This window comes from Chromobacterium sp. CV08 (genome assembly GCF_051129845.1).
GTDB lineage: Bacteria > Pseudomonadota > Gammaproteobacteria > Burkholderiales > Chromobacteriaceae > Chromobacterium.
Genome location: NZ_CP150453.1, coordinates 2693331 through 2717943, shown reverse-complemented (window position 1 = coordinate 2717943; position 24613 = coordinate 2693331). Strand labels below are relative to the sequence as shown.

General features: G+C 63.6%; 23 protein-coding genes. 15 read left to right on the top strand and 8 right to left on the bottom strand.

The features are described from left to right. Positions 1–38 precede the first annotated feature (38 nt). Together WNM05_RS12735 and WNM05_RS12730 are read left to right on the top strand one after the other, a co-directional pair. Entirely contained in the window at positions 39–782 is a 744-nt protein-coding gene (locus WNM05_RS12735; RefSeq protein WP_434627139.1) for a substrate-binding periplasmic protein, read from the top strand. Beyond that, complete coding sequence (locus WNM05_RS12730; protein ID WP_434627137.1) at positions 763–951, top strand: chemotaxis protein CheB; 189 nt, start codon at positions 763–765, stop codon at positions 949–951. Before WNM05_RS12735 ends, WNM05_RS12730 begins: the two co-directional genes overlap by 20 nt. A 41-nt stretch (positions 952–992) precedes the next feature. Here WNM05_RS12730 and sodB read toward each other — a convergent pair whose 3' ends face one another. Beyond that, on the bottom strand, positions 993–1571 hold the full coding sequence (sodB, locus tag WNM05_RS12725) for a superoxide dismutase [Fe] (protein WP_101708222.1): 579 nt from the start codon (positions 1569–1571) through the stop codon (positions 993–995). 111 nt (positions 1572–1682) lie between these two features. Between sodB and WNM05_RS12720 the strand changes: the two genes are divergently transcribed. The 7 genes from WNM05_RS12720 (at position 1683) to WNM05_RS12690 (ending at position 10296) form a co-directional block, all read left to right on the top strand. Further along, positions 1683–2858, top strand: coding sequence for an NAD(P)/FAD-dependent oxidoreductase (locus WNM05_RS12720; RefSeq protein WP_434627135.1), 1176 nt, complete (start codon positions 1683–1685; stop codon positions 2856–2858). A 153-nt stretch (positions 2859–3011) separates the two neighbouring features. Beyond that, positions 3012–4418 (top strand): replicative DNA helicase, encoded by a 1407-nt coding sequence (gene dnaB, locus WNM05_RS12715; RefSeq protein WP_434627133.1) that lies wholly within the window; start codon positions 3012–3014, stop codon positions 4416–4418. Between the two features lie 12 nt (positions 4419–4430). Next, positions 4431–4739: a (2Fe-2S) ferredoxin domain-containing protein gene (locus WNM05_RS12710; protein WP_434627131.1), complete on the top strand. Its 309-nt coding sequence runs from the start codon at positions 4431–4433 to the stop codon at positions 4737–4739. Further along, entirely contained in the window at positions 4739–5347 is a 609-nt protein-coding gene (locus WNM05_RS12705; RefSeq protein ID WP_434627129.1) for an alpha/beta hydrolase, read from the top strand. Before WNM05_RS12710 ends, WNM05_RS12705 begins: the two co-directional genes overlap by 1 nt. Positions 5348–5398: 51 nt before the next feature. Further along, positions 5399–5971, top strand: a complete 573-nt coding sequence (locus WNM05_RS12700; protein WP_434627127.1) for an HD domain-containing protein — start codon at positions 5399–5401, stop codon at positions 5969–5971. 156 nt (positions 5972–6127) lie between these two features. Beyond that, entirely contained in the window at positions 6128–9199 is a 3072-nt protein-coding gene (locus WNM05_RS12695; RefSeq protein WP_434627126.1) for a response regulator, read from the top strand. Beyond that, entirely contained in the window at positions 9196–10296 is a 1101-nt protein-coding gene (locus tag WNM05_RS12690; RefSeq protein ID WP_434627124.1) for an HD-GYP domain-containing protein, read from the top strand. Before WNM05_RS12695 ends, WNM05_RS12690 begins: the two co-directional genes overlap by 4 nt. A 2-nt stretch (positions 10297–10298) precedes the next feature. On the opposite strand, the gene rnk is transcribed toward WNM05_RS12690, so the two are convergent. The 3 genes from rnk to map form a co-directional block, all read right to left on the bottom strand. Then, positions 10299–10700, bottom strand: a complete 402-nt coding sequence (gene rnk, locus WNM05_RS12685) for a nucleoside diphosphate kinase regulator (protein ID WP_434627122.1) — start codon at positions 10698–10700, stop codon at positions 10299–10301. 154 nt (positions 10701–10854) lie between these two features. After that, positions 10855–11712 (bottom strand): flagellin, encoded by an 858-nt coding sequence (locus tag WNM05_RS12680; protein WP_434627120.1) that lies wholly within the window; start codon positions 11710–11712, stop codon positions 10855–10857. A 185-nt stretch (positions 11713–11897) separates the two neighbouring features. Then, a complete protein-coding gene (gene map, locus WNM05_RS12675; protein ID WP_434627118.1) occupies positions 11898–12695 on the bottom strand; it encodes a type I methionyl aminopeptidase in 798 nt (265 codons plus the stop codon). 303 nt (positions 12696–12998) lie between these two features. On the opposite strand from map, the gene WNM05_RS12670 reads away from it, so the two are divergent. Further along, positions 12999–14078 (top strand): response regulator, encoded by a 1080-nt coding sequence (locus tag WNM05_RS12670; RefSeq protein WP_434627116.1) that lies wholly within the window; start codon positions 12999–13001, stop codon positions 14076–14078. On the opposite strand, the gene WNM05_RS12665 is transcribed toward WNM05_RS12670, so the two are convergent. Further along, the gene (locus WNM05_RS12665) at positions 14050–15057 is read right to left on the bottom strand and encodes a class 1 fructose-bisphosphatase (protein ID WP_434627114.1); all 1008 of its coding nucleotides are present in this window, start codon (positions 15055–15057) and stop codon (positions 14050–14052) included. The genes WNM05_RS12670 and WNM05_RS12665 overlap by 29 nt on opposite strands. Positions 15058–15202: 145 nt before the next feature. Here WNM05_RS12665 and WNM05_RS12660 point away from each other — a divergent pair, with 145 nt between their 5' ends. Then, positions 15203–15979, top strand: a complete 777-nt coding sequence (locus WNM05_RS12660; RefSeq protein ID WP_434627112.1) for a substrate-binding periplasmic protein — start codon at positions 15203–15205, stop codon at positions 15977–15979. A gap of 6 nt (positions 15980–15985) precedes the next feature. Here WNM05_RS12660 and gcvA read toward each other — a convergent pair whose 3' ends face one another. Next, a complete protein-coding gene (gcvA, locus tag WNM05_RS12655) occupies positions 15986–16885 on the bottom strand; it encodes a transcriptional regulator GcvA (protein WP_434627110.1) in 900 nt (299 codons plus the stop codon). A gap of 197 nt (positions 16886–17082) precedes the next feature. On the opposite strand from gcvA, the gene acnB reads away from it, so the two are divergent. Beyond that, positions 17083–19671, top strand: coding sequence for a bifunctional aconitate hydratase 2/2-methylisocitrate dehydratase (gene acnB, locus WNM05_RS12650; protein WP_434627108.1), 2589 nt, complete (start codon positions 17083–17085; stop codon positions 19669–19671). Between the two features lie 206 nt (positions 19672–19877). Next, positions 19878–20324, top strand: a complete 447-nt coding sequence (locus tag WNM05_RS12645) for an SRPBCC family protein (RefSeq protein WP_434627106.1) — start codon at positions 19878–19880, stop codon at positions 20322–20324. A gap of 129 nt (positions 20325–20453) precedes the next feature. Here the strand turns inward: WNM05_RS12645 and WNM05_RS12640 are convergent, their stop codons facing one another. Both WNM05_RS12640 and WNM05_RS12635 read right to left on the bottom strand, forming a co-directional pair. Further along, on the bottom strand, positions 20454–20966 hold the full coding sequence (locus WNM05_RS12640; RefSeq protein ID WP_434627104.1) for a hypothetical protein: 513 nt from the start codon (positions 20964–20966) through the stop codon (positions 20454–20456). 406 nt (positions 20967–21372) lie between these two features. Next, positions 21373–21558: a hypothetical protein gene (locus WNM05_RS12635; protein WP_434635197.1), complete on the bottom strand. Its 186-nt coding sequence runs from the start codon at positions 21556–21558 to the stop codon at positions 21373–21375. On the opposite strand from WNM05_RS12635, the gene WNM05_RS12630 reads away from it, so the two are divergent. Together WNM05_RS12630 and WNM05_RS12625 are read left to right on the top strand one after the other, a co-directional pair. Then, positions 21482–22327 carry a trypsin-like serine peptidase gene (locus WNM05_RS12630; protein WP_434635149.1) on the top strand — a complete coding sequence of 282 codons (846 nt, stop codon included), beginning with the start codon at positions 21482–21484 and terminating at the stop codon, positions 22325–22327. The two genes, WNM05_RS12635 and WNM05_RS12630, sit on opposite strands and share 77 nt — an antisense overlap. A 1053-nt stretch (positions 22328–23380) precedes the next feature. Next, entirely contained in the window at positions 23381–24604 is a 1224-nt protein-coding gene (locus WNM05_RS12625) for a tyrosine-type recombinase/integrase (RefSeq protein WP_434627102.1), read from the top strand. Positions 24605–24613 lie beyond the last annotated feature (9 nt).

Here is a 24613-nt window from a genome sequence, read left to right as displayed (position 1 = left end):
GCAGCGGGACGCCCCGTTGCCTTTGGAGCGCGCGAATCTTGACCAGGCTGCTCGTCCTGCTGTCGCTGTTGTTGCCGGCGCTTGCCCGCGCCGGCGAGCAGCCCTTGCAGTTGGTCACGCTGCAATATCCGCCGTACCAGTACCAGGACGGCGGCGAGGTCGGCGGCGTCGCGGTCGGCATCGTGCGCGAGGCCTTCCGCAGGGTGGGGCGGCCCATTCACGTCTCCATCTATCCGTGGGGGCGTTCGCTGGCGATGGTGGAGGCCGGGCAGGCGGACGCCATTTTCACCTTGTACAGGACGCCGGAGCGCGAGGCCAGGCTGGATTATTCCCGCCAGGTACTGGTGCCGCAGGCGGTGTCGCTGTTCGTGCTCAAGGATGCCGCGATTCGTTTCGACGGGCGGCTCGAGCAGTTGGCCGGCTACCGTTTCGGCGTGGTCAGATCCGTCAACTACGGCGCGGTTTTCGACGAGGCGGTCAGGCGGGGCGGCATACGCATCGCCGAGACCGCCGCCAGCGGCGAGCAGAATATGGACAAATTGCTGGCGCGTCGTTTCGACATCCTGGTCAGCAACCGCCTCGGCGCCTGGGTCATCATCCGGCGGCAGCACGCCGAGGGGCGGGTGCGCGAGTTGCAGCCGCCCATCGAGCAGATTCCCAGCTATATCGCCTTCGCGCGCAAGCCCGAGCTGGCCGGGCTGCGCGACCGCTTCGACGCCGCGCTGGCGTCGATGAGGCTGGACGGCAGCTACGCCCGCCTGCTTGCGGGGGTTCCGCCCTGAATTTAAGCTGCCCGCCACCTGTCCCGGCGTCGCCGTGGTGCCGCACATGCCGGAAAAATTCACCGCCTCGTTCGCGGACTGGCTGAACGGCCTGTGTCGGGGGGAGGAGGCGAAAAACGGCGACAGGCTGATCGCCGGGATTCGAGGGGCGCCGCTGTCGAAGGCATGAAAAAAGGGGCCGCAAGGCCCCTTGTTCGCGTGCGACGGGAATCAGGCGAAGTTCTTCGCCACGAAGTTCCAGTTCACCAGCGCCCAGAAGTGTTCCAGATAGTTCGGGCGGCTGTTGCGGTAGTCGATATAATACGCGTGTTCCCACACATCACAGGTCAGCAGCGGCTTCTTATCGGTGGTCAGCGGGGTGGCGGCGTTGCTGGTGGACACCAGGTCCAGGCTGCCGTCGCTGTTCTTGACCAGCCAGGCCCAGCCGGAGCCGAAGGTGCCGATGGCGGTCTGGGTGAAGGCCTTCTTGAACTCGTCGAACGAGCCCCACTTGGCCTTGATCGCGTCGGCCAGCGCGCCGGTCGGCTCGCCGCCGGCGTTCGGGGCCAGGCCGAACCAGTAGAAGGTGTGGTTCCAGACCTGGGCGGCGTTGTTGAAGATGCCGCCGGACGATTTCTTGACGATTTCTTCCAGGGAGGCGTTCTCGAACTCGGTGCCCTTGATCAGGTTGTTCAGATTGGTGATATAGGTCTGATGGTGCTTGCCGTAGTGGAATTCCAGGGTTTCCTTGGAGATGTGCGGGGCCAGGGCGTCCAGCGCGTACGGCAGTTCGGGCAGTTTGTGTTCCATTATGCTCTCCTTGTTGAGTAGAGTAATCCGCATAAGCGGTGGCGTTAACCGCAGTTTACTGGAATATGTTCTGCGTGGCCAATAGTTGACTAAAATGATAAGGATAAGTTTTTGCAATTCGATGTAATCGTCATCGGAGCCGGCGCGGCCGGTCTGATGTGTGCGGCGACGGCCGGCCAGCGCGGCCGCAGCGTGCTGCTGCTGGACCACGCGGCCAAGCTGGCGGAGAAGATCCGCATCTCCGGCGGCGGGCGCTGCAACTTCACCAACGTCAATGCCCGCTTCGACTGCTATCTGTCGGCCAATCCGAACTTCTGCCGCTCGGCGCTGGCGCAATACACGCCGCAGGACTTCATCGCCATGGTGGAGCGCCACGGCATCGGCTATCACGAGAAAAAACTGGGCCAGCTGTTCTGCGACGACGGCAGCGAGCGCATCATCGCGATGCTGGACGAGGAGTGCCGCGCCGGCGGCGTCGACCGCAGGATGGAGACGAGCATCCAGTCGGTGTCCCGCGCCGACGACGGCGGCTTCGCCGTCGAGACCTCCGGCGGCCGCTTCCTGTCGCAGTCGCTGGTCGTCGCCAGCGGCGGCCTGTCGATACCGCAGATCGGCGCGACGCCGTTCGGCTACCGGCTGGCCGAGCAGTTCGGCCTGCCGGTGACCGAGCTGAGTCCGGCCCTGGTGCCGCTGACCTTCCACGTCGACGACGCCGAGACTTTCGCGCCGCTGGCCGGCGTGTCTGTGGACGTGGAGGCGAGGGCGGGCAAGGGACGTTTCCGCGAAAACGTGCTGTTCACCCACAAGGGCGTGTCCGGCCCGGCCATCCTGCAGGTGTCCTCGTATTGGCAGCCGGGAATGGAGCTGCTGCTGGACCTGATGCCGGGCGGCGACGCCGAGGCCTGGCTGGCGGAGAAGGGTGACAGCGAACAGCTGATCGCCAACGCCTTGAGCGAGCTCGGCTGGTCGCGCCGTTTCGCCGACGCCTGGCTGGACCGCATAGGCTTGAACAAGCGCGTCAAGGACCTGGGGCCCAAGCAGCGGCGCCAGCTGGCCGAGCAATTGCACCGCTGGTGCGTGAAGCCCAACGGCACCCAGGGCTACAAGAAGGCCGAGGTGACGCTGGGCGGCGTCTCCACCAAGGCGCTGTCGTCGAAGACCCTGATGGCGGCCGACGTGCCCGGCCTGTTCTTCATCGGCGAAGTCGTCGACGTCACCGGCTGGCTGGGCGGCTATAACTTCCAGTGGGCGTGGTCGTCGGGCTATGTCGCGGGGCTGAACTGCTAGAGCCTGTTTATGGCCTTTTTGCGGCTGCGTCCCCGAGGCTCCCGCAAAAGATCGTGAGCAGGCGCTTGGGCCGCCGCGCCAAAGCGGCGGCGTTTCGGTTAGAATTGCGTTTTGCCTTACGCGCGCCATTCCGCGCGCGCATTCCGGGTCTACATGACAGAACAGTACGATAATTTCGACAGCGAGATGGTCGCCATCCGCACGCCGCCGCATTCGGTCGAGGCCGAGCAATCGGTGCTGGGCGGCCTGCTGCTGGACAACAGCGCCTGGGACAAGATCGCCGACGTGGTGTCCGAGGCAGACTTCTACCGCCACGACCACAGACTGGTGTACAAGCATATCGCCAAGCTGGTGGAGATGGCGCGTCCGGCCGACGTGGTGACGGTGTCCGAGGCGCTGGACAAGAACGCCGAGCTGGCCGAGATCGGCGGCCTGGCCTATCTGGCGACGCTGGCGCAGAACACGCCGTCCGCGGCCAATATCCGCCGCTACGCCGAAATCGTCCGCGAGCGCTCGGTGATGCGCCAGCTGGCCCAGGTCGGTACCGAAATCGCCGAGGCAGCCTACGCCCCGATGGGCCGGGACGCGGCCCAGTTGCTGGACGAGGCCGAGGGCAAGGTCTTCCACATCGCCGAATCGACCGCCAAGTCCAAGCAGGGCTTCCTGGAAATGCCGGGTCTGCTGAAAGAGGTGGTCGAGCGCATCGACATGCTGTACAGCCGCGACAATCCGGACGAGGTGACCGGCGTGCCGACCGGCTTCATCGACCTGGATGCCAAGACCTCCGGCCTGCAGCCGGGCGACCTGATCATCGTCGCCGGCCGTCCGTCGATGGGCAAGACCGCCTTCTCGATGAACATCGCCGAGCACGTGGCGGTGGAAACCCATCTGCCGGTGGCGGTGTTCTCGATGGAAATGGGCGGCGCGCAACTGGTGATGCGTATGCTGGGCTCGGTCGGCCGGCTGGACCAGCACGTGTTGCGCACCGGCAAGCTGGGCGACGACGATTGGCAGAAACTGACCTACGCGATCGGCAAGCTGTCCGACGCGCCGATGTATATCGACGAGACGCCGGCGCTGACCGCGCTGGAACTGCGCGCCCGCGCCCGACGCCTGGCCCGCCAGCACGGCGGCAAGCTCGGCCTGATCGTCATCGACTACCTGCAGCTGATGTCGGGTTCCGGCCGCGGCGACAACCGTACCGCCGAGCTCGGCGAAATCTCCCGCGGCCTGAAGGGCCTGGCCAAGGAGTTGCAGGTGCCGGTGATCGCGCTGTCGCAGCTGTCGCGGGCGGTGGAGCAGCGTCCGAACAAGCGGCCGATGATGTCCGACCTTCGCGAATCGGGCGCCATCGAGCAGGACGCCGACTTGATCATCTTCATGTACCGCGACGACTACTACAACCCGGACTCCCCGGACAAGGGCCTGGCCGAGGCCATCATAGGCAAGCACCGTAACGGTCCGACCGGCGCGGTGCGGCTGGCCTTCATCGGCCATTACGCCAAGTTCGACAACGCCGCCTCCGTCGGCGCGGCCGGCTGGGCGGACAGCGACAGCTAAGCGAGACATTCCATGAGCTTTTTCGACAAGCACGTATTCATCTGCTGCAACCAGCGCGCCGCCGGCGAGAGCTGCTGCAACAACTTCGGCTCCAGCGAGCTGCTCGGCTATATGAAGGACAAGGTCAAGGCCCTGGGCCTGGCCGGCGAGGGCAGGATCCGGGTCAACAAGGCCGGCTGCCTGGGCCGTTGCGACGACGGTCCGGTGATGGTGGTCTATCCGCAGGAGACCTGGTACACCTTCGTCGACAAGGACGACATCGACGAGATCGTCAACGAACACATGGTGCACGGCCGGGTCGTGGAAAGGCTGAAGATCTGATGCTGAAGGCGATGAACAAAGTCGGAGTCGCCGGCCCGGTCGGCATGCTGGACACCATCTACGTGCCCGCCCAGGGCGAGGCCGCCGGCGTCGCCGTCATCTGCCATCCGAATCCGCTGCAGGGCGGTACCCACACCAACAAGGTGGTGCAGACCGCCGCCAAGGCCTTGTCGCAGCTGGGTTACGCCTGCTACTGCCCGAACCTGCGCGGCGTCGGCGACAGCGAGGGCGAGCACGACTACGGCAACGGCGAGGTGGATGACGCGATCGCGGTGGTCGAATACGCGAAATCTCAGCATCCGGGCCTGCCGCTGGCGCTGGCCGGCTTCTCCTTCGGCGGCTTCGTCGCCGCCCGCGCCCGCGCCCGCATCGAAGCGGACAAGCTGCTGCTGATGGGCGTCGCGGTCGGCAAGTATCCGATCCCGACGCCGGAGGTGCCGGCCGACACGCTGGTGATACACGGCGAAGAGGACGAGGTGATCCCGCTGGCCGCGGTGATGGACTGGGCGCGGCCGCAGAACCTGCCGGTGTTGGTGTTTCCGGGCGCCGGCCACTTCTTCCACGGCCGGCTGGTGCAGCTGGCGCAGATGATTCAACGGTGCTGGTAGGCGCCGGCGCAAGCGGACTCCGGTCTGCTGTATCGACGGAAAGAAAGCAATATGCAGAACATCGTGGATTTCGTGCTGGAAATCGACAAGCTGAAGCAGGTGACGCGCAAGACCCGCGTGCTGAACAGCGACCGTTACGAGAACTCCGCCGAGCATAGTTGGCAGATCGCGCTGCTGGCGGCGTCGCTGCAGGCTTACGCCGTCGAGCCGGTCGACATCGACCGCGTGGTGGCGATGCTGCTGGTGCACGACATCGGCGAAATCGAGACAGGCGACACCATAGTCTACGCCGAGGGAGGCTGGGAGGAGCGCAAGGCGCAGGAGCTGGCCTGCGTCACCCGCCTCTTCGGCATGCTGCCGGAGCAGGGGCCGCGCTTCCTCGCGCTGTGGAAGGAGTTCGAGGCCGGCGAAACCGCCGACGCGCGCTTCGCCAATGCCGCCGACCGCGCGATGCCGGTGCTGCTTAACCTCGCCAACAACGGCCAGAGCTGGCGCGAGAACGGCATCCGCCACCAGCAGGTGCTGGACCGCATCGGTCCGCCGATCCGGAGCGGCTGTCCGGCGCTGTGGGCGTATCTGGAAGGCCGGCTGCTGGACGCCAGGTCGCGGGGCTGGCTGGCCTAGCCGGCGGCGTCGAGGCGGACATCCGACACGGACGCCGGCAGGCGTCCGTTTTCGTTCCGGCGCGCGCCGATCGGTGGTGCGGCCGGGGGGGCTGATGGCTATGCTGTATAGGAAGGTGTTAGCGCGAACTTTCCACCCCAGCAAAGAGCGACGCCGATGCAGCCATCCGGTCCCGAAACCCGCCCGAGTTCCGCCTTCCTGTCGACCTTGCCGCCCACCCGGGGGCAAAGCCGGCTCGCGTTCGGCGTCGTCGCCGTCTCGGTGCTGGTCTTCCTGGCGATCTTGCCCTTCGCCAAATTGCAGCTGGCCAAGGTATGGGCCTTCATCCCGGTGTACCAGTCGGCGATGGCGGTCAACGACCTGGTCACCGCCGTGCTGTTGTTCGGCCAGTTCGCCATATTGCGGCGGCGCGCGCTGCAGGTGCTGGCGACGGCCTATCTGTTCACCGCCTTGATGGCGATGCTGCACGCGCTGAGCTTTCCCGGCCTGTTCGCCGAGCACGGCATGTTCGGTTCCGGCCCGCAGACCACTGCCTGGCTGTACATGCTGTGGCACGGGGGCTTCCCCTTGCTGGTCATCGTCTACAGCCAGATGGGCGGCAAGGTCTCCGGCGCCCGCACCGGCCGCGCGATCGCGCTGTCTGTGCTGTCGTCTGCGCTGGCGGTCGTCGCGCTGGGCGTGCTGGCCACCCGCGGCCACGAACTGCTGCCGGTCATCATGCAAGGCAGCCGCTACTCGCCGCTGATGTGGGGTGTCGTCTCCTGCGTCTGGGGCCTGTGCATGCTGGCCTTGGCCGCGGTCGGGCTGCGTCAGCCGCGCAGCCTGCTGGATCTGTGGCTGATGGTGGTGATGAGCAGCTGGATACTCGACATCGCGCTGTCCGTCGTCTTCAATGCCGGCCGCTTCGACCTGGGTTTCTACGCCGGCCGCGTCTACGGCCTGCTGGCGGCCAGCGTGGTGCTGGCGGTGCTGCTGCTGGAGAACGGCAAGCTGTACGCGCAGCTGGCGGTCGCCTCCGGCGAGCTGCACGCCGCCAAGGTGGCGGCGGAAAGCGCCACCCAGGCCAAGTCGATGTTTCTGGCCAATATGAGCCACGAGATCCGCACGCCGATGAACGCCATCATCGGCATGTCCTATCTGGCGCTGAAGACCGATCTGAGCGACCAGCAGCGCAATTACATCGGCAAGATCCACAATGCCGGCACCTCGCTGTTGGGCATCATCAACGACATCCTCGATTTTTCCAAGGTGGAGGCGGGCAGGCTGGAACTGGAGGCCAGGCCGTTCTGGCTGGACGATGTGCTGGACGGCGTATCGGCGCTGGTGGCGCAGGACGCCGCCGCCAAGGGGCTGGAACTGCTGTTCGAGATGGAGCGCGACGTGCCCCAGGGCCTGGTCGGCGATGCGCTGAGGCTGAGCCAGGTATTGACCAATCTGGTGAGCAACGCGATCAAGTTCACCGACAAGGGCCAGGTCGCCATCATCATCGGGGTCGACGACCGCATAGGCGGCAAGGCCCAGCTGCGCTTCTGCGTGCACGATACCGGCATAGGCATGAGCGAGGAGCAGATCGCGAAGCTGTTCCAGGCCTTCAGCCAGGCTGACGGCTCCACCACGCGCCGATTCGGCGGCACCGGGCTGGGCCTCAGCATCGCCCGCAGGCTGGTCGAGCTGATGGGCGGAACGATGCGGGTGGAGTCGGCGCCGGGCTGGGGCAGTTCCTTCATCTTCAACTGCTGGCTGGACGTCACCGATGCCGTCGATCCGCGTCGAAAGTCCTTGCCGAAGGAGGCCAAGGGCTTGCGCATCCTGGTGGTGGACGACAACGATGCCGCGCGCGACGTGCTGTCCGAGCAGCTACGGGCGCTCGACTTCGAGGTGACCGCCTGCGGCCTGGGCAGCGAGGCGGTGCCGCTGGTGCGGCAGGCCAATCTCGTCCAGCCGTTCGACGCGGCCTTCGTCGACTGGATGATGCCGGGCATGAACGGCATCGAGACCATACGACGGATCCGGGAGATCAGCCGCAGCGTGCGCATCGTGCTGGTGACGGCCTTCGGCCGCGAGGACGTCCGGGCCGAGGCCAGGACCGCCGGTTGCGACGCCTTTCTGGTCAAGCCGGTCAGCCAGAGCGCGCTGTTGAACGTGGTGCTGGAAGTGTTCGGTCCGGTTTCGCCCGGCGAGCCTGCGGCGGAGACGCCCGGCGCCGGCGTGGACCTGGACGGGATCCACCTGCTGCTGGTCGAGGACAATCTGATCAATCAGCAGATCGCGGTCGAGCTACTGGAGGGCGCCGGCGCCACCGTCACCGTGGTCGGCAACGGCCAGGCCGCGCTGGACAAGCTGCGCGCCTATGGGCCCAAGGGATTCGACGCGGTGCTGATGGATGTGCAGATGCCGGTGCTGGACGGCACGGAGGCGACGCGGCAACTGAAGTCCGACCCGCGCTTCGCCGAGCTGCCTATCATCGCGATGACGGCGGATGCGCTGGCCGAGGAGCGCGAGCGCTGTCTGGCGGCCGGCATGGTCGACCATATCGCCAAGCCGGTGGACCCGCGCATGCTGTACGACACGCTGGCGCGCTGGACCCGGACCGCCGGCGTCGCCTCGGAGCGGCAGGCCTTGGACTCGCTGGTGCTGCCGGCGGTCCAGGGGCTGGACCAGATCGCCGGCTTGCGGCGGGTGGCCGGCAACCGCGAACTCTACCGGTATCTGCTGCGACAGTTCATCGATACCGAGTCGGGCGCGGCCGGACGGGCCGAGGCGGCGCTGGCGGCCGACGACCGCGAAACTGCGGCCCGCATCGCCCACTCGCTGAAAGGCGCCGCCGGCGGCCTGGGGCTGATCGAGCTGCAGGAGGCCGCGTTGCGGCTGGAGCAGGCGATCAAGCGACGCGCCGACTGCGCGCCGCTGCTGCAGGCGCTGCAGCGCGATCTGGCGGCGATGGTGGAGCGACTGCAGTCTGCGCTGGAGCGGACGGCGCCGGCCGCCGACAGCGGCGAGCCTCAGGGCGCCGCCTTGTTGTCGCGGCTGGCGGCCTTGCTGGCCGCCAGCGACGGCGAGGCGCTGGGCTATTTTCTCGCGCACGCTGCCGAAGTGAGGGCCGTCTTTCCCGGCGGCGGCGAAGCATTCGAGCAGGCGCTGGCGCGTTTCGACTTCGCTGCGGCGCTGACCGAGCTGCGCGCGGCGATGGCCGCCGGCGGCCTGCGCTTTCCGGGGCAGGAACAATGAACGATGCGTCCGATTCGAGCAAGCCGGTCATCCTGATCGTCGACGACACCCCGGAGAATCTGACCCAGTTGTACGGATTGCTGAAGGACCGCTACCGGACCTTGATCGCCAACGGCGGCGAGCGGGCGCTGCAGATCGCCGCCGGCGAGACGCTGCCCGACCTGGTGCTGCTGGATGTGATGATGCCGGGCATCGGCGGGCTGGAAGTGTGCCGCCGGCTGCGGGACGATCCGCGCACCGCGGGCATTCCGGTGATCTTCCTGACCGCGATGGGGGAGTACGAGGACGAGCAGGCCGGCTTCGACGCCGGCGCCGTCGACTACATCATCAAGCCGATCTCGCCGCCGATACTGCAGGCCAGGGTCCAAACCCATCTTCGGCTGAAGGCGTCATCGGACTTCCTGGAAGACAAGGCGCTGTTCCTGCAGCGCGAGGTGGAGCGCCGTACCCGGGAGGTGCAGGTGATACAGGATGCGACCATCATGATGTTGGCCTCGCTGGCCGAGACCCGGGATCACGAGACCGGCAATCATCTGCGCCGCACGCAGAATTATGTGCGCGCGCTGGCCATAGCGTTGCGTAAGAACCCGGCCTACCGGGAGCAGCTGGACGACGAGACCATAGCGCTGCTGTACAAGTCGGCGCCGCTGCACGACATCGGCAAGGTCGGCATTCCGGACTGCATCCTGCTGAAGCCCGGTCCGCTGACGCCGGAAGAGTTCGACATCATGAAGACGCACACGGTGCTCGGCCGCGACACCATCGCGGCGGCGGAAAGGATGCTGGACGCGCCCAGCAATTTCTTGCGCCTGGCACGCGAAATCGCGCATTGCCACCAGGAGAAGTGGGATGGCAGCGGCTATCCGGAAGGCCTGGCCGGCGAGGCGATTCCGCTGTCGGCCCGGCTGATGGCGGTGGCCGACGTCTACGACGCGCTGATTTCGCGCCGCGTCTACAAGCCGCCGCTGCCGCACGAGTCTGCGGTCGAAATGATACGGGTCGGCAGCGGCTGTCATTTCGACCCGGAAATCGTCGCGGTCTTTCTACGGATCGCCGACGAGTTCCACGCGATCGCGCTGCGCTACGCCGACGAGTAGGGCTAGCGGTGGAATTCTCCGGCGGCTTCCGGCTGATAGGCGATTTCCAGCACCGTCAGCTGCGCGCTGCCTGACGGCGTCGGCCATTGAATGGTCTGGCCGGCGGACAGGCCCAGCAGCGCGGCGCCTATCGGGGCCAATACCGATATCCGCCCTTGTTCGCTGTCGGCGTCGCGCGGATAGACCAGGGTCAGCAGTTTCTCTCCGCCGTCCAGCAGGATGCGCGCGGTGCTGTTCATCGTCACCACGCCGGCCGGCATCGCCTGCGGCTCGACGACCTCGGCGCGGTCCAGCTCCGCTTCCAGCCGACCCGCCACCGGATGGTCGTGGGCGCAGGTCTCCAGCAGGGCCGTCAGGCGTTCGTAGTCGAGCGAGGAAAGAGTGATGGCCGGAGTGGCGGGCATAGGAAACTCCTTACGGATGGACAAAGGGCACCGCGACGGGTGCCCGTTGATCAAATCGATTCATATGCCGATCATAAGGGATGGCTTGCGCTTGAAACAAGCCTGTAATTGAAATTATTTTTTAATTCTTATTGGAACTTTCAAATAAAATTGCTCACCCAAGCAGCGACAGCGCGGCCTGCGGCGCGATATTGGCCTGCGCCTGGGTCAGCGCGGCCGACCGTCCGAGAATCTGCTGCGACGCCAGCTGGGCGCTGGCGGCGGCGAAGTCGGTGTCGTTGATGCGGCTGTTGGCGGCCTGGGTGCTGATATTGCTCGACTGCAGATTGTTGATCACCGCGTCGAAGCTGTTGCTGACCGAGCCCAGCGTCGCGCGCTGCGAACTGATGGTGCCGAGGTCGCTCTGCGTGCTTTGCTGCGCCGTCAGCGCATTGGCCTGGGTGGTGATGTCTATCGTTTTGGTCGCGCCCAGATTGGCGTTGTAGCTGTTCAGCCCGCCGGATGCCGGCGCGCCGGACAGATCGATGCCCGGCACCGTCACCTGGTTGGACGAAGTGCCGTTGGGGCCGACCTGGAAAGTGGCGGCGTTGCCGCCGGTCAGCAGCGGCGTGCCGTTGAACTGGGTGCTCTGCACGATCTGCGAGTTGGCCTGGGTCAGCTGGTCAACCTGCTGCTGCAGCGCCTGGCGGTTGCTGCTGCTGAGCGCGCCGTTGCCGGCCTGGATCGCCAGCGTCTGGATCTGCTGGGTATTGCTTTGCAGCTGGCTGAGCGCGCCGTCGGCGGTCTGCACCAGCGAGGCGCCGTCGCTGGCGTTGTTGATCGCCTGGTTGTTGCCGTTGATCTGCGCCTGCAGCTGCTGGGCGATGGCCAGGTTGGCGGCGTTGTCGGCCGCGCTGTTCAGCTTGGAGCCGGAGGCCAGTTGGGCCAGGACCTGCTTGGTGGCTTGCTGGGTCTTGTTCAGCTGGTATTGGCCGGACAGCGAAGCCAGATTGCTATTGACGGTCAGCGCCATGATGTTTCTCCCGCGAACGCTTCGCCCGACGAGGGCAATAACTCGGTTTCAGTTTAGAAACAAACGCTTGCGCGCACAAGGGCTATTTAAAGCATGCAATATTTGGCAACAATTGATTGCGCCGCCGGATGTGAAAAGCCCCGCGCGGCAAGCCGGGCGGGGCTGGGGGCGATCGGGTGGCCGGCTTACTTGAAGCTGGGCTTTTCCGGCGTGCCGGCGGACTGGGTCAGGATTTCGTAGCCGGTTTCGGTGACCAGCACGGTGTGTTCCCATTGAGCGGACAGGCTGCGGTCCTTGGTGACCACGGTCCAGCCGTCGGCCAGCATGCGCAGATGGCGCTTGCCCTGGTTGATCATCGGCTCGATGGTGAAGATCATGCCGGCCTGGATTTCCAGCCCGGTTCCGGGGCGGCCGTAATGCAGGATCTGCGGTTCCTCGTGGAATTTCTTGCCTATGCCGTGGCCGCAGAATTCCTGCACCACGCTGTAGCCGGCCGCCTCGGCGAAACTCTGGATCGCGTAGCCGATGTCGCCGAGCTTGGCGCCGGGCTTCACCTTCTCTATGCCCTTCCACATCGCCTCGTAGGTGATCTTGCACAGGCGGCGCGCGTGCGGATTGACATCGCCGACGTAGAACATGCGGCTGGTATCGCCGTGGTAGCCGTCCTTGATCACGGTGATGTCGAGATTGACGATGTCCCCGTTCTTCAGCGGCTTGTCGTTCGGAATGCCGTGGCAGATCACATGGTTGACCGAGGTGCAGACCGACTTCGGATAGGGCACGTGGCCGTCCGGCGCGTAGTTCAGCGGCGCCGGTATCGTGCCCTGGACGTTGACCATATAGTCGTGGCACAGCTTGTCGATCGCTTCCGTGGTGACGCCCGGCTTGATGTGCGGCGTGATGAAGTCCAGGACTTCGGAGGCCAGCCGGCCGGCGATGCGCATTTTTTCGATGTCTTGCGCGTCTTTCAGTTGGATTGCCATGTAATTCTAATAACCTATTATATTCAGTTGATTGCCAGCGCAAGCCTGCTTGGATTCCGTTTGTTCCGGCAATCCTCCCGCGATTCGCAAGCCCGCGCTGGCTGCTAATGATTGGTATTCCTCCATTCTACACCAGATAGCCGGCACTCAAGCCAGTGCGCTTGCTTATCTTCCGCCCGCCTGGCCGCGCGGTCATCGCATGGCGGCCCTGGCGGGACGCTGGTGATTTTGGCCGGTTTTGCCGTCGGCGACGGGCTATAGCTGTAATACCCGAAAGCCTGGGAGGTCGGGAGGGGCGACGAAATGGAAAAGCACCGGATACTGGTGATAGACGACGATCCCATCGTGGTCCGGATCGTGCAGGTGCTGTTTGACGACAAACTCTGCGTCACGTGCGCCGGCGATGGCGAGGAGGGACTGCGAGCGGTGGCGGAGCAAGGCCCGGACATCGTGCTGCTGGACATACAGATGGACGGCATGGACGGCTACGAGACCTGTCGGCGCATGAGGCTGCTGGAGCTGGAGAACCAGCCCTATGTGATCTTCGTTTCCGCCGATGGCGATCCGGTGCGCAGGCTGGCGGCCTACAACGCCGGCGGCGAGGACTTCGTCGGCAAGCCGCTGCAAGCGGAGGAGTTGACGCGCAAGGTGGAGCAGGCCTTGCGCGTCCGCAATGAAATCAACGAGCTGCGCAAGCAGACCCAGGGCGCGATGTCGGTGGCGATGTCGGCGATGACCGACAGCAGCGCGCTGGGCGCCTGTCTGCACTATTTCCGCCGTCTGTTCAGTGTGTCCGGTCCCGAGGCGCTGATGGAGGCGTCGCTGGAGGCCGTCGGGGAATTCGGTCTGAACGGCGCGGTTCAGCTGCGCGTCGGCGGCGAAGCCAGGACGTTGAACTCGGAGCGGTGCAGCAATCCGATGGAGTCGCTGCTGCTGGAGGACTTGTCGGCGGATCGCCGGCACATCGTTTCCAGCGGCAGCCGCACCGCTTTCCACTACGGCCCGGTATCGATCCTGATCAATAACATGCCTGTCGACGATCCGGATCGCTACGGCAAGTTGAAGGACTATCTGGCACTGATGGCGGAAGGGGCGGCGGAACGCTTGCATTCATTGGCGCTCGACAGCCGGGATGCCGTCGCGCAGCGCCATCGGCATGAGGTCCGCGCGCTGTTCGGCGCGATGTGCGAGGAACTCGAACGGTCACTGACGCCTTTGGGGCTGAGCGGCGCCCAGCGGCAGGCGCTGGCCGAAACCCTGGACAAGACCGCGCGTGCGGTCGATGCGCTGTGCGACGGCGATCCGGCGCTTGCCGAGGGCATGGACGCGCCCGGCAAGCCGCCGACTGCCGGGATTACTGCTGTTCGGCGTGGTAGCGGGTGACCTGTTCCACTTCTTCCTTGGAGCCCAGGAATACCGCCACACGCTCGTGCAGCTTGCTGGGCACGATGTCCATGATGCGCTGGTGGCCGTTGGTGGCGGCGCCGCCGGCCTGCTCGATGATGAAGGCCATCGGATTGCCTTCGTACATCAAGCGCAGCTTGCCTGCCTTGGACGGGTCTCGGGCATCCTTCGGATACATGAAGATGCCGCCGCGGGTGATGATGCGATGCACTTCGGCCACCATCGACGCGACCCAGCGCATATTGAAGTCGCGGCCGCGCGGGCCGGTCTTGCCGGCCAGCAATTCTTCGACATAGCGGCGCACCGGCGCTTCCCAGTGGCGCATATTCGACATATTGATGGCGAACTCGGCAGTGCGTTCCGGCACCTTCATGTCCGGGTGCGTCAGCACGAAGGAGCCGTGCTCTCGGTCCAGCGTGAAGCCGTGCACGCCGCTGCCGAAAGTCAGCACCAGCATCGTCTGCGGGCCGTAAACGGTGTAGCCGGCGGCGACCTGCTGGGTGCCCGGCTGCAGGAAGTCCTGCTCCGACGGTTGCGTCACGCCCTGCGGGCTGCGCAGTATGGAGAAGATGGTGCCCACCGAGATGTTGACGTCGATATTGGACGAGCCGTCCAGCGGGTCGAACATCAGCAGGTATTCGCCCTTCGGGTATTCGCCGGGGATGTGGTAGGGCAGTTCCATCTCTTCCGACGCCATCGCCGCCAGGCTGCCGCCCCATTCGTTGGCGTCCAGCAGGAAGTCGTTGGCGATCACGTCCAGCTTCTTCTGCGCTTCGCCCTGCACGTTGCCGGTGCCGGCCTCGCCGAGCACGCCGGCCAGCGCGCCCTTGTTCACCGAGTAGCTGATGGCCTTGCAGGCTCGGCCTACGGTCTCGATCAGCAGACGCAGTTCCGGCGGCAGCGTGCCGGCCTTGCGCTGCTGTTCGATCAAAAAGCGGGAGAGGGTGATGCGGCTCATGACTTTCCTCGGGATGGGGGTGTGGGTGCGCGAATGATAATGCCGGCGGGGTGCCGACACAACGCGGCATTATAACGAATAAGCCGGCGCAGGCGGGCGGAAGCGGCTATCAAAAGAAGACGAGTGTTTCGTTCTGGGAGTGGCCATGCTGATCCGCATCCTCTTTCTGCTGTTGTTCGGCTGCGCCACCTGGTCGGCCCCGGCCGCGGCCCTGATCCTCTACACCGAGGATTGGCCGCCGATCACCTATCAGCACAACGGCGTCGCCGACGGCATGGCGGTGGAGGTGGTGCGAGAGATCCAGACCCGCCTCCACGACAACAGTCCCGTCGAAGTCGTGCCGTGGGCGCGCGGCTACAAGGAGCTGCTGACCAGTCCCGGCGTGATGCTGTTCACCGTCGGGCGCAGCGAGGCGCGCGAGAAGCAGATGTCGCTGCTGGGACCGATCGCGGTGTCGCAAACGGTATTGCTGGCGCGCAAGGGCGAGGCGGCGAAATTGCTGGCGCTCGGTTCCGGCATCTACCAGCGGCCGGTCGGCGCCTACCGCGGCAGCATCTTCGCCGACGCGGCCTCGGCGGCCGGCTTCGTCGAGGTTGACCTGGCGCCGACGCCGCAGGTGACGGCCCAGAAACTGCTGCATGGCCGTTACGATATGTGGGTGGAGGGCGGTTTCGTCGTCGCCTCGGTGCTCAAGGACATCCATCAGCCGCCGGACGCGGTGGAAGTCGTGCGGGTGCTGGAGTCGCTGGAGCTGTATCTGGCGTTCTCGCGAGGCACGCCGGGCGACGAGATCCGCCGCTGGCAGGACGCTTTCGCGGCCGTGAAGAGGGACGGCAGCTTCAAGCGCATCTACAACAAATGGCTGCCTCGCGACACGCCGCCGATGGAGCTGCGGCTGATAGGCGTGCCGCCGGGGCATTGAGTCCGCTCACGGGCCGAAGGCGCCGGTGTCGGCGGCCTGGCTCTCCAGCCAGCGGCAGAAGGCCGTCACCGTCGGATCCTCGGCGGCGATGCGCGGCGCCACCCAGCAATAGTCGCGCACGGTGACCACCGGCGCCGGCAACGGCGATACCAGCTTGCCGGCGTCTATCAGCGCCTGCGCCATCGGCATCGGCCCCAGTACCACGCCCAGGCCGTCGGCGGCGGCCTGCAAGGCCAGGGAGAACTTGTCGAAATGCATGCTGCTGGCCGGCTTCAGCTCGGGCACTCCGGCCAGCGTCAGCCAGCGCGGCCAGGCGGTGGGGCGGGTGTCGGCATGCAGCAGCGTATGCGATACCAGGTCGGCCGGACAGGCCAGCGGCAGCCTGGCCAGCAGCGCCGGACTGGCCAGCGGCAGCTCCCATTCCTTCAGGAAGGGCTTGGCGATATGGCCGGGCCAGTCGCCGGGGCCGCGGCGGATGGCGATGTCGAACGGCGCGTCCAGTCGCGACAGGTCGCGGTCCGAGGTGACCAGATGCAGCTCCAGCTCCGGAAAGCGGGCGCGGAAGCCCGGCAGCCGCGGCAGCAGCCAATAAGTGGCGAAGGTGGGGGTGGAGTTGATGCTGAGGCGGCGCTGGTTGTTGGGCTGCAGCAGCTGGGCGGTGGCGTTGGCGATCAGGTCCAGGCCGTCCTGCACCTGCACCAGGTAGCGCCAGCCGGCGTCGGTCAGCCGCACCCTGCCGCCGCTGCGCTCGAACAGCGGCAGGCCCAGCCAATCTTCCAATTGCTTAATCTGTTTGCTCACAGCGCCATGCGTGACGAATAATTCGCCGGCTGCGGCGGAAAAGCTTTCCAGTCGGGCGGCGGCCTCGAAAATGCGCAGCGAGTTCAGCGGAGGGTAAGTGCTCATGCTGTGATTTTAACTCACAATCGATGTTGCTATTACTCGTTTGTATGCAAGCGCCTAACAGCGTAACCTTCAATCACTACAAAGAGCATATTCCGGCGCCAAACGCCCGGCAATGATGCAAACTTAACGAGTGGAGACTGCCGGCGCCCGCGCGCCGCCAGGCTTGCCGACAACCAAAGCCAAGAAGGTCCCGAGTCATGCTAGAAGCTTATCGTCAGCACGTTGCCGAGCGCGCCGCGCTGGGCATTCCGCCCCTGCCGCTGTCGGCGAAGCAGGTCGAAGAACTGGTCGAACTGCTGAAGAACCCGCCGAAGGGCGAGGAAACCACGCTGGTCGAGCTGATCACCCACCGCGTGCCGCCCGGCGTGGACGACGCCGCCAAGGTCAAGGCCTCCTTCCTGGCCGCCGTCGCCGAAGGCAGCGTGAAGTCGCCGCTGGTTTCGCGCGAACTGGCCACCGAGCTGCTCGGCACGATGCTGGGCGGCTACAACATCAAACCGCTGGTCGACCTGCTGGACGACGCCGCCGTCGCCAAGATCGCCGCCGCCGGCCTGAAAAAGACGCTGCTGATGTTCGATTCCTTCCACGACGTGAAGGAAAAAATGGACAAGGGCAACGCCATCGCCAAGGAAGTGGTCGAGTCCTGGGCCAAGGCCGAGTGGTTCACCAGCCGTCCCGAAGTGGCCGAGAAGATCACCGTCACCGTGTTCAAGGTGCCGGGCGAGACCAATACCGACGACCTGTCGCCGGCCCCCGACGCCTGGAGCCGTCCGGACATCCCGCTGCACTACCTGGCGATGCTGAAGAACACCCGCGCCGACGCGGCGTTCAAGCCGGAAGAAGACGGCAAGCGCGGCCCGATGCAGTTCATCGACGATCTGAAGAAGAAGGGCCATCTGGTCGCCTACGTCGGCGACGTGGTCGGCACCGGCTCCTCGCGCAAATCCGCCACCAACTCGGTGGTGTGGGCGACCGGCCAGGACATCCCCTTCGTGCCGAACAAGCGCTTCGGCGGCGTCACGCTGGGCGGCAAGATCGCGCCGATCTTCTTCAACACCCAGGAAGATTCCGGCTCGCTGCCGATCGAAGTGGACGTGTCCAAGCTGGAGATGGGCGACGTGATCGACGTCTACCCGTATGCCGGCAAGATCGAGAAGAACGGCGCCGTCGTCGCCGAGTTCAAGCTGAAGTCCGAAGTGATCCTGGACGAAGTGCGCGCCGGCGGCCGCATCAACCTGATCATCGGTCGCGGCCTGACCGCCAAGGCGCGCGAAGCGCTGGGCCTGCCGGCCTCCACCGAATTCCGCCTGCCGAAGGCGCCGGTCGATTCCGGCAAGGGCTTCTCGCTGGGCCAGAAGATGGTCGGCCGCGCCTGTGGCCTGCCGGAAGGCAAGGGCGTGCGTCCGGGCACTTACTGCGAACCGAAGATGACCACCGTCGGCTCGCAGGACACCACCGGCCCGATGACCCGCGACGAGTTGAAGGACCTGGCTTGCCTGGGCTTCTCCGCCGACCTGGTGATGCAGTCGTTCTGCCACACCGCCGCGTATCCGAAGCCGGTTGACGTCAAGATGCACAAGGAACTGCCGGCCTTCATCTCCACCCGCGGCGGCGTCTCGCTGCGTCCGGGCGACGGCGTGATCCACAGCTGGCTGAACCGCCTCTTGCTGCCGGACACCGTCGGCACCGGCGGCGACAGCCACACCCGCTTCCCGATCGGCATTTCCTTCCCGGCCGGCTCCGGCCTGGTGGCTTTCGCCGCCGCCACCGGCGTGATGCCGCTGGACATGCCCGAATCGGTGCTGGTGCGCTTCAAGGGCAAGCTGCAGCCGGGCGTGACGCTGCGCGACCTGGTCAACGCCATCCCCTTGTACGCGATCAAGCAAGGCCTGCTGACCGTGGCCAAGGCCGGCAAGAAGAACATCTTCTCCGGCCGCATCCTGGAAATCGAAGGCTTGCCGGACCTGAAGGTCGAGCAGGCGTTCGAGCTGACCGACGCCTCGGCCGAGCGCTCCGCCGCCGGCTGCACCGTGCACCTGAACAAGGAGCCGATCGTCGAGTACATGCGCTCCAACATCACTCTGATGAAGGCGATGATCGCCGACGGTTACCAGGACGCCCGCACGCTGGAGCGCCGCATCAAGTCGATGGAGGATTGGATCGCCAACGGCCAGTTGCTGAAGGCCGACGCCGACGCCGAATACGCCGCCGTGATCGACATCGACCTGGCCGACGTCAAGGAACCGATCGTCGCCTGCCCGAACGACCCGGACGACGTGAAGTTCATGTCCGAAGTGGCCGGCACCAAGATCGACGAAGTGTTCATCGGCTCCTGCATGACCAATATCGGCCACTTCCGCGCCGCGTCCAAGCTCTTGGAAGGCAAGGCCGACATCCCGGTGAAGCTGTGGGTGGCGCCGCCGACCAAGATGGATGCCAAGCAACTGACCGAGGAAGGCCATTACGGCGTGCTGGGCCGCGCCGGCGCCCGCATGGAAATGCCGGGCTGCTCGCTGTGCATGGGCAACCAGGCGCAGGTGCGCGAAGGCGCGACCGTGATGTCCACCTCCACCCGCAACTTCCCGAACCGTCTGGGCAAGAATTCCAACGTGTTCCTGGGTTCGGCGGAGCTGGCCGCGATCTGCTCGAAGCTGGGCAAGATCCCGACCGTGGAGGAGTATCAGGCCAATATCGGCATCATCAACGAGAAGAGCGCCGAAGTTTACCAATACCTGAACTTCGACCAGATCCAGGAATACCAGGAACTGGCCGCCAGCAAGGCCTGATGGCCTGAAAGCCGCTAGTCTCGGCGCGACGCCGTCCAGTGAAAACTGGGCGGCGTTTTGTTTTTCCGGCGGTTCCGAAGGCAGCCGGCGCCGTGCCGGCTGCCCGTCCGCCTATCCCGCCGCTCGCGCTTGTCATGCGCCGCTGCGGCCGCCTACGATGAAAGTGACCCATGCCAGCATGGTTGTTTGCCGGACAGGAGGGAATGATGGCCAAGTCGACATTCGCCTATTGCATCTATATCCAGGCCGCGCCTGAACGCCTTTGGCGGGCGCTGACCCAGCCGGAGCTGACGCGGCTCTATTGGTTCGGCATGCATATCGAAACCACATGGCAGGTCGGCGCGCCATGGCGGCTGGTTTTTCCCGATGGTCGACTGGCCGACAGCGGTCAGGTGCTGATGGTCGACGCGCCATATCGGCTGACGCTGCGCTGGCACAATGAATGGAAGCCGGAAATGCGGGAAGAGGGCGACAGCGTCTGCCATATCGTGCTGGAGGAAGAGGAGGGCGTGGTCAAGCTGCTCGTCTCCCATGAAATGGAGCGCGAAACTTCGGCCTTCATTCAGGCCGTCGCCTGGGGCTGGCCGCGAATCCTGTCGAATCTGAAATCGCTGCTGGAGACCGGCGAGCCCATCTTTCCGCAGGCGCAATAGCGGCACTGCCGACGCGCAGCGACAGAAAACAGCCCGCAAGCCTGTTGCCTGCTGGAGCGGGAAAGGGATGTCGGCTGGCCAAAGCGGCCAACCATTCTGACGAGTGCCTAGTCGTCAGCCCGCGGGCGTCTACTTGCCGACGCCGCGGCGGGCGCGGTCCTCGGCGATTCTGGCCTGCTCTTCGTCGCCGGGTTGCCAGCCGGCCTGCTTCAGTTCCAGGTAAAGCCGCTGATAGGTTTCCGCCTCGTATTCGGGCGTGCAGACATTGTCGGCGGATGGCTGCCAGCCGGTGCGTTGTTTCCAGTTATCGATATAACGGGGCATGGTGTCGCCATGATATTCGCCGCAGGTATGGGACACCTCGTGGCGCAGATCGCGGGTGGCGGCGTGTTTGGCGATGCGGATATGGGCCCACTGCATGTCCTGGCCGAAGCTGGTGCAGCCTTGCATGAAGGCGCCGATCGCCCATATCCATTTGGTCATGCCGCAGGCTTCGTGGATGTCGCTGACGGAGGCGACGCCGGCGGTGACTTTCAGCCGCGGGAAGTCCTTGATCCTACCGTCCATCGTGGTGCTGCCGAACGGGTTGATATTGTTGCCGGTGTCTTGGGGGAATGCATTGCCGACAGCAAAGAATGCCATGAAAACAAATACCGCAAAATACTTCACATCATCACCTGATAGCCAATACCCCGTGTGCAATCTGGAGTAAAGTGCCATAAAAATTGAATTATTGAATCTATATGGCTCGCCAATTATATTGGCTAGACATGATAAAAGGCGTGCAGTGTAGTCAGACGAAACCAACAACGCAAGCAAACGTTCGCTTCCCGATTCGTACGTGTTGCAAAATCGCCGGGCTTCATAAAAAAATGATGAATGCTTTTTTGTTTTTCCCGTGATATGCAGCTTTTAGTGCTTTTGCTGCAAAAAAATAGCTTGTTGGATAGCGTTCGGGATAACACATGAAGTGGAGATGGGACGGCGCATCGGAACATATCAGATTTTTCCCAAAATAAATCCCGCAGCGCCATGCAGCGGTAATTATTCAGACAAGCTTGCACCAGTTGATCGCGATGCCGATCGAGGAGGGTGAGATGAGGTCTGATTTTTCAGCGCTGCTCGGCGTTTTATGTTTCAGCGCGCCATGCGCGGCGATGGCCGCGGTACAGGTTTCCGGCACCATCGATGCGACGCAGCTGTCTACCGTATGGACGGCTTCGGAGATGGCCAAGCTGAATCGGGATCCGCAGACTCATGCGATCGCGACGGGAAACTCCAATATTCTGACGCCTGGGGCCGATATAAACGGCTATGCAGAGGTGTCCCGCCCCTATGGGAAAGTACCGGCGTCCAAGTCCATCGGAAGGCTGTTTTTCCGCCACCGGAATGGCGAACGCGGTTCCTGCAGCGCCAGCGTGGTCCATGCGCCGCGGCATGACCTGCTGTTGACGGCGGGACACTGCGTGCGTTCCGGTCAGCCGCCGCAGTGGAATAAGGACTTCGCCTTCGTGCCGGCCTATGACGGCACCTCCGTCGCGCCGAGTCCGCTAGGAGTCTGGCCCGGGATTCAGGCCGCCACGCTGGACGACGGTTCCTTGCCGGGCCTGGATGTGGCGGCGGTCAGGGTGCAGGGCCGGATAGAGGAGAAGACGGGCGGCTTGAGCCTGGTGTTCCAGGAGCGGCCGCTGGAGAACTCGTTCACAGGATACCTGGTCGGCTATCCGAACTCCGGATACGACGGCAGGAGCATGCTGCGATGCCTGGGCAAGTGGACGGTGCAGCCCATCGTCAATGGCCAGTTCGTGTCGTCGAACTGCGGCCCGAAGGGCGGCAATAGCGGCGGACCTATCCTGTTGCAGGAGAACGGCGACTGGCAGGCGAAGGCGCTGGGCATCGTCACCGACGGCTCTATGAGCAACAAGGTCCTGAATGCCGGCGGCGTGCCGGTGTCGATCGAGCAATGGAACCTGCTGACGCAGGCGCTGCACCGCCTTCCGTGATGAGGCTTGGCCGGAGGGCGGGAACAGCCTGCACGCTGTTCCCGCCTCGGCGTGGATGAGATTTTGCTTTTGCTTCAGGTCAGTAGCGCGGGCGGATAGAACGGTCAGTTTGGTGTGGCGCCATCGATTTTATTATGTTTTTCTATGGTATTCGAGATAGAGCTGATGTTTTGCTTGTTGATTTTTAGTGTTGGAATGGCTTGTTGGGTTTCATATTGCCTGGGCAAGGCTTCCTCTGCATCAGAGCAGTTGCGAGTGGTTCGTCCCAAAGCATATCGACGAAAGCCGACTAAGAAATATTTATTATCAAAGCCATCTGAAGTGCATATGGACGGATATGCAACATTGCTTCGGCGGTTCGATGGTGATATTGAAAGAGTGGACCGACTGATAGCTAATGAAGCTTGGCTCTGTTGAAAAGAGTGAAGTAGCGGATAGGGCTTGCAGATGCATTTCTTGTTTTGCTGAGCTTGGTTCTTGCCGCTGAGGTTACCGTGCTGACCTATGGCATGTGAGGGCGGTCCTGTCGGTATGTTCTGCTTGTTGATGACCTGGATCGGGGGCTGTCATTCCTGCGTGTGCGTCCTGGCTACGAGACCTACTGGGCTGTGCATGGGTGGATGATGTGCGTGCCGTGTCGGTCGCTGAACACCCAGCGCCGTTTCTGAGTGATGGCGCAGCCATGGATGCACTACGCGCGGCACCGGTTCACGGCCGCGCCATCAGCAAGTCAGTTATTGGGCGCTGACGCTGATTGCGCGAGCCGCTTTTACCGATACATCCATAATTTGACATAATATAGATTATGCGAAGTCCTGGTAAGTTTTTCAGTGTTGCATAATTCGTATGCCTTCAGTGATTTGTACTGCAACACGAAATCGAGCATCTGGTATGTTTTTCTTTGAACTCTGTTGCCTACGGACTGTATTTCCCGATAGAGCTCACCCGCTTGAAAAGTACAAATAGCTTGACATATTATTTGAGATTGCGAGAGCCTGGCTGACTCTTTACATCAGGCATTGGTACGAACATCCGCCATGTCAACAGCTGAGAATGAATTTGTTCACAGAGCATTGGGATGCTGGTCTACCGCGCTCGCTGCGCTCGGCGCTGCTAGTCGATCAATACAACTTGCCACGTTATTGGTCCACCGTATGGGCCATGATGAACTTGAGCGCTCTCGCGGATACGACCCGCGTCAAAAAATTGCGCTATATCGAGCGCTTGTATTGCCATGCCGACCAGCTTCGTGGTCCCGGGGCCTTAGATGACGCCCTGGGTGCTATCGATCACGTGGCGCTAGCCGAAATCCTAGAGTCTTGGTTTGTTACCATACATAACCAGCCGGAGATTTCCGGGGCGGACGAACTGTGCTGGAAAACAGGGTTGGAGTTCGTAGTCAATACGACTACGTGGCTGTCCAAGGGCCACCCGGCTAACAAAAAACTGCCCGCAATTGAGCAGCGACTGTATCAACTCAACCTGCTCTACGGCCAGTTACACATCAGGCCGAGACGAAGTGTCGAGACGGTTCGGTCTCTGCCTGCATCAGTTGTGCAGGCAATGTATGACGTCCTAGATCCGGAGACATCAAAAAACCCGTTCAAGCAAGCGAGGACTCGTTGGCGGGTCTACGTGATTTTCATCCTAATGTTGCATCAAGGCCTACGTCGTGGCGAACTACTGTTATTGGCCACCGACAGTATCAAGTCCGCATTTGATCGCAAGCAGGGTCGGCAGCGGTATTGGCTGAACGTACAAGGAAATCCTTATGACGATGAAGTCATCGATGCCCGCCACTCACGACCCAGCATAAAAACCGAGACTTCCATACGGCAAATCCCGGTAAGCGAGTTAGTCGCCAGCATCATCCAAATCTATACCGAGAATTTTCGTGGCAAGCCCGAGCATCCTTTTTTGCTGAATTCACAGCTAGACAGCCCACTCTCGACCGAATCCATCAGCAAGGCATTTTCGGCCATTACCCAAGCCTTGCCGACGGCCGTATTAAAAGAGCTAGAGGATAGAACGGGTAAATGTTCAGTATCTCCGCACGATCTGCGTCACACCTGCGCCGTGCTTCGACTGAATCAGTTGTTAGTTCAAGAGGACCCGATGGATGTCGCTCTCGCCAAACTGCGAACCTTCTTTGGCTGGTCGAAAGCCTCGAACATGCCCGCACGCTATGCGCGCGCTGTGTTCGAAGATCGTCTGGCCGAAGTTTGGAACAATGCCTTTGATGATCGCGCCGAGTTGTTGCGCGCGATCCCTAAATAAGCTGTGGCC

Excerpts from the sequence above, each read along its gene's own strand:
- WNM05_RS12645 (WP_434627106.1), top strand. The coding sequence starts at position 19,878 with ATGGCCAAGTCGACATTCGCCTATTGCATCTATATCCAGGCCGCGCCT.
- WNM05_RS12625 (WP_434627102.1), top strand. The coding sequence starts at position 23,381 with ATGAATTTGTTCACAGAGCATTGGGATGCTGGTCTACCGCGCTCGCTG.
- WNM05_RS12680 (WP_434627120.1), bottom strand. The coding sequence starts at position 11,712 with ATGGCGCTGACCGTCAATAGCAATCTGGCTTCGCTGTCCGGCCAATAC.
- WNM05_RS12700 (WP_434627127.1), top strand. The coding sequence starts at position 5,399 with ATGCAGAACATCGTGGATTTCGTGCTGGAAATCGACAAGCTGAAGCAG.
- acnB (WP_434627108.1), top strand. The coding sequence starts at position 17,083 with ATGCTAGAAGCTTATCGTCAGCACGTTGCCGAGCGCGCCGCGCTGGGC.
- WNM05_RS12695 (WP_434627126.1), top strand. The coding sequence starts at position 6,128 with ATGCAGCCATCCGGTCCCGAAACCCGCCCGAGTTCCGCCTTCCTGTCG.
- map (WP_434627118.1), bottom strand. The coding sequence starts at position 12,695 with ATGGCAATCCAACTGAAAGACGCGCAAGACATCGAAAAAATGCGCATC.
- WNM05_RS12705 (WP_434627129.1), top strand. The coding sequence starts at position 4,739 with ATGCTGAAGGCGATGAACAAAGTCGGAGTCGCCGGCCCGGTCGGCATG.
- WNM05_RS12665 (WP_434627114.1), bottom strand. The coding sequence starts at position 15,057 with ATGAGCCGCATCACCCTCTCCCGCTTTTTGATCGAACAGCAGCGCAAG.
- rnk (WP_434627122.1), bottom strand. The coding sequence starts at position 10,700 with ATGCCCGCCACTCCGGCCATCACTCTTTCCTCGCTCGACTACGAACGC.
- sodB (WP_101708222.1), bottom strand. The coding sequence starts at position 1,571 with ATGGAACACAAACTGCCCGAACTGCCGTACGCGCTGGACGCCCTGGCC.
- dnaB (WP_434627133.1), top strand. The coding sequence starts at position 3,012 with ATGACAGAACAGTACGATAATTTCGACAGCGAGATGGTCGCCATCCGC.
- WNM05_RS12660 (WP_434627112.1), top strand. The coding sequence starts at position 15,203 with ATGCTGATCCGCATCCTCTTTCTGCTGTTGTTCGGCTGCGCCACCTGG.
- WNM05_RS12710 (WP_434627131.1), top strand. The coding sequence starts at position 4,431 with ATGAGCTTTTTCGACAAGCACGTATTCATCTGCTGCAACCAGCGCGCC.
- WNM05_RS12640 (WP_434627104.1), bottom strand. The coding sequence starts at position 20,966 with ATGGCATTCTTTGCTGTCGGCAATGCATTCCCCCAAGACACCGGCAAC.
- WNM05_RS12630 (WP_434635149.1), top strand. The coding sequence starts at position 21,482 with ATGGCCGCGGTACAGGTTTCCGGCACCATCGATGCGACGCAGCTGTCT.
- WNM05_RS12690 (WP_434627124.1), top strand. The coding sequence starts at position 9,196 with ATGAACGATGCGTCCGATTCGAGCAAGCCGGTCATCCTGATCGTCGAC.
- gcvA (WP_434627110.1), bottom strand. The coding sequence starts at position 16,885 with ATGAGCACTTACCCTCCGCTGAACTCGCTGCGCATTTTCGAGGCCGCC.
- WNM05_RS12670 (WP_434627116.1), top strand. The coding sequence starts at position 12,999 with ATGGAAAAGCACCGGATACTGGTGATAGACGACGATCCCATCGTGGTC.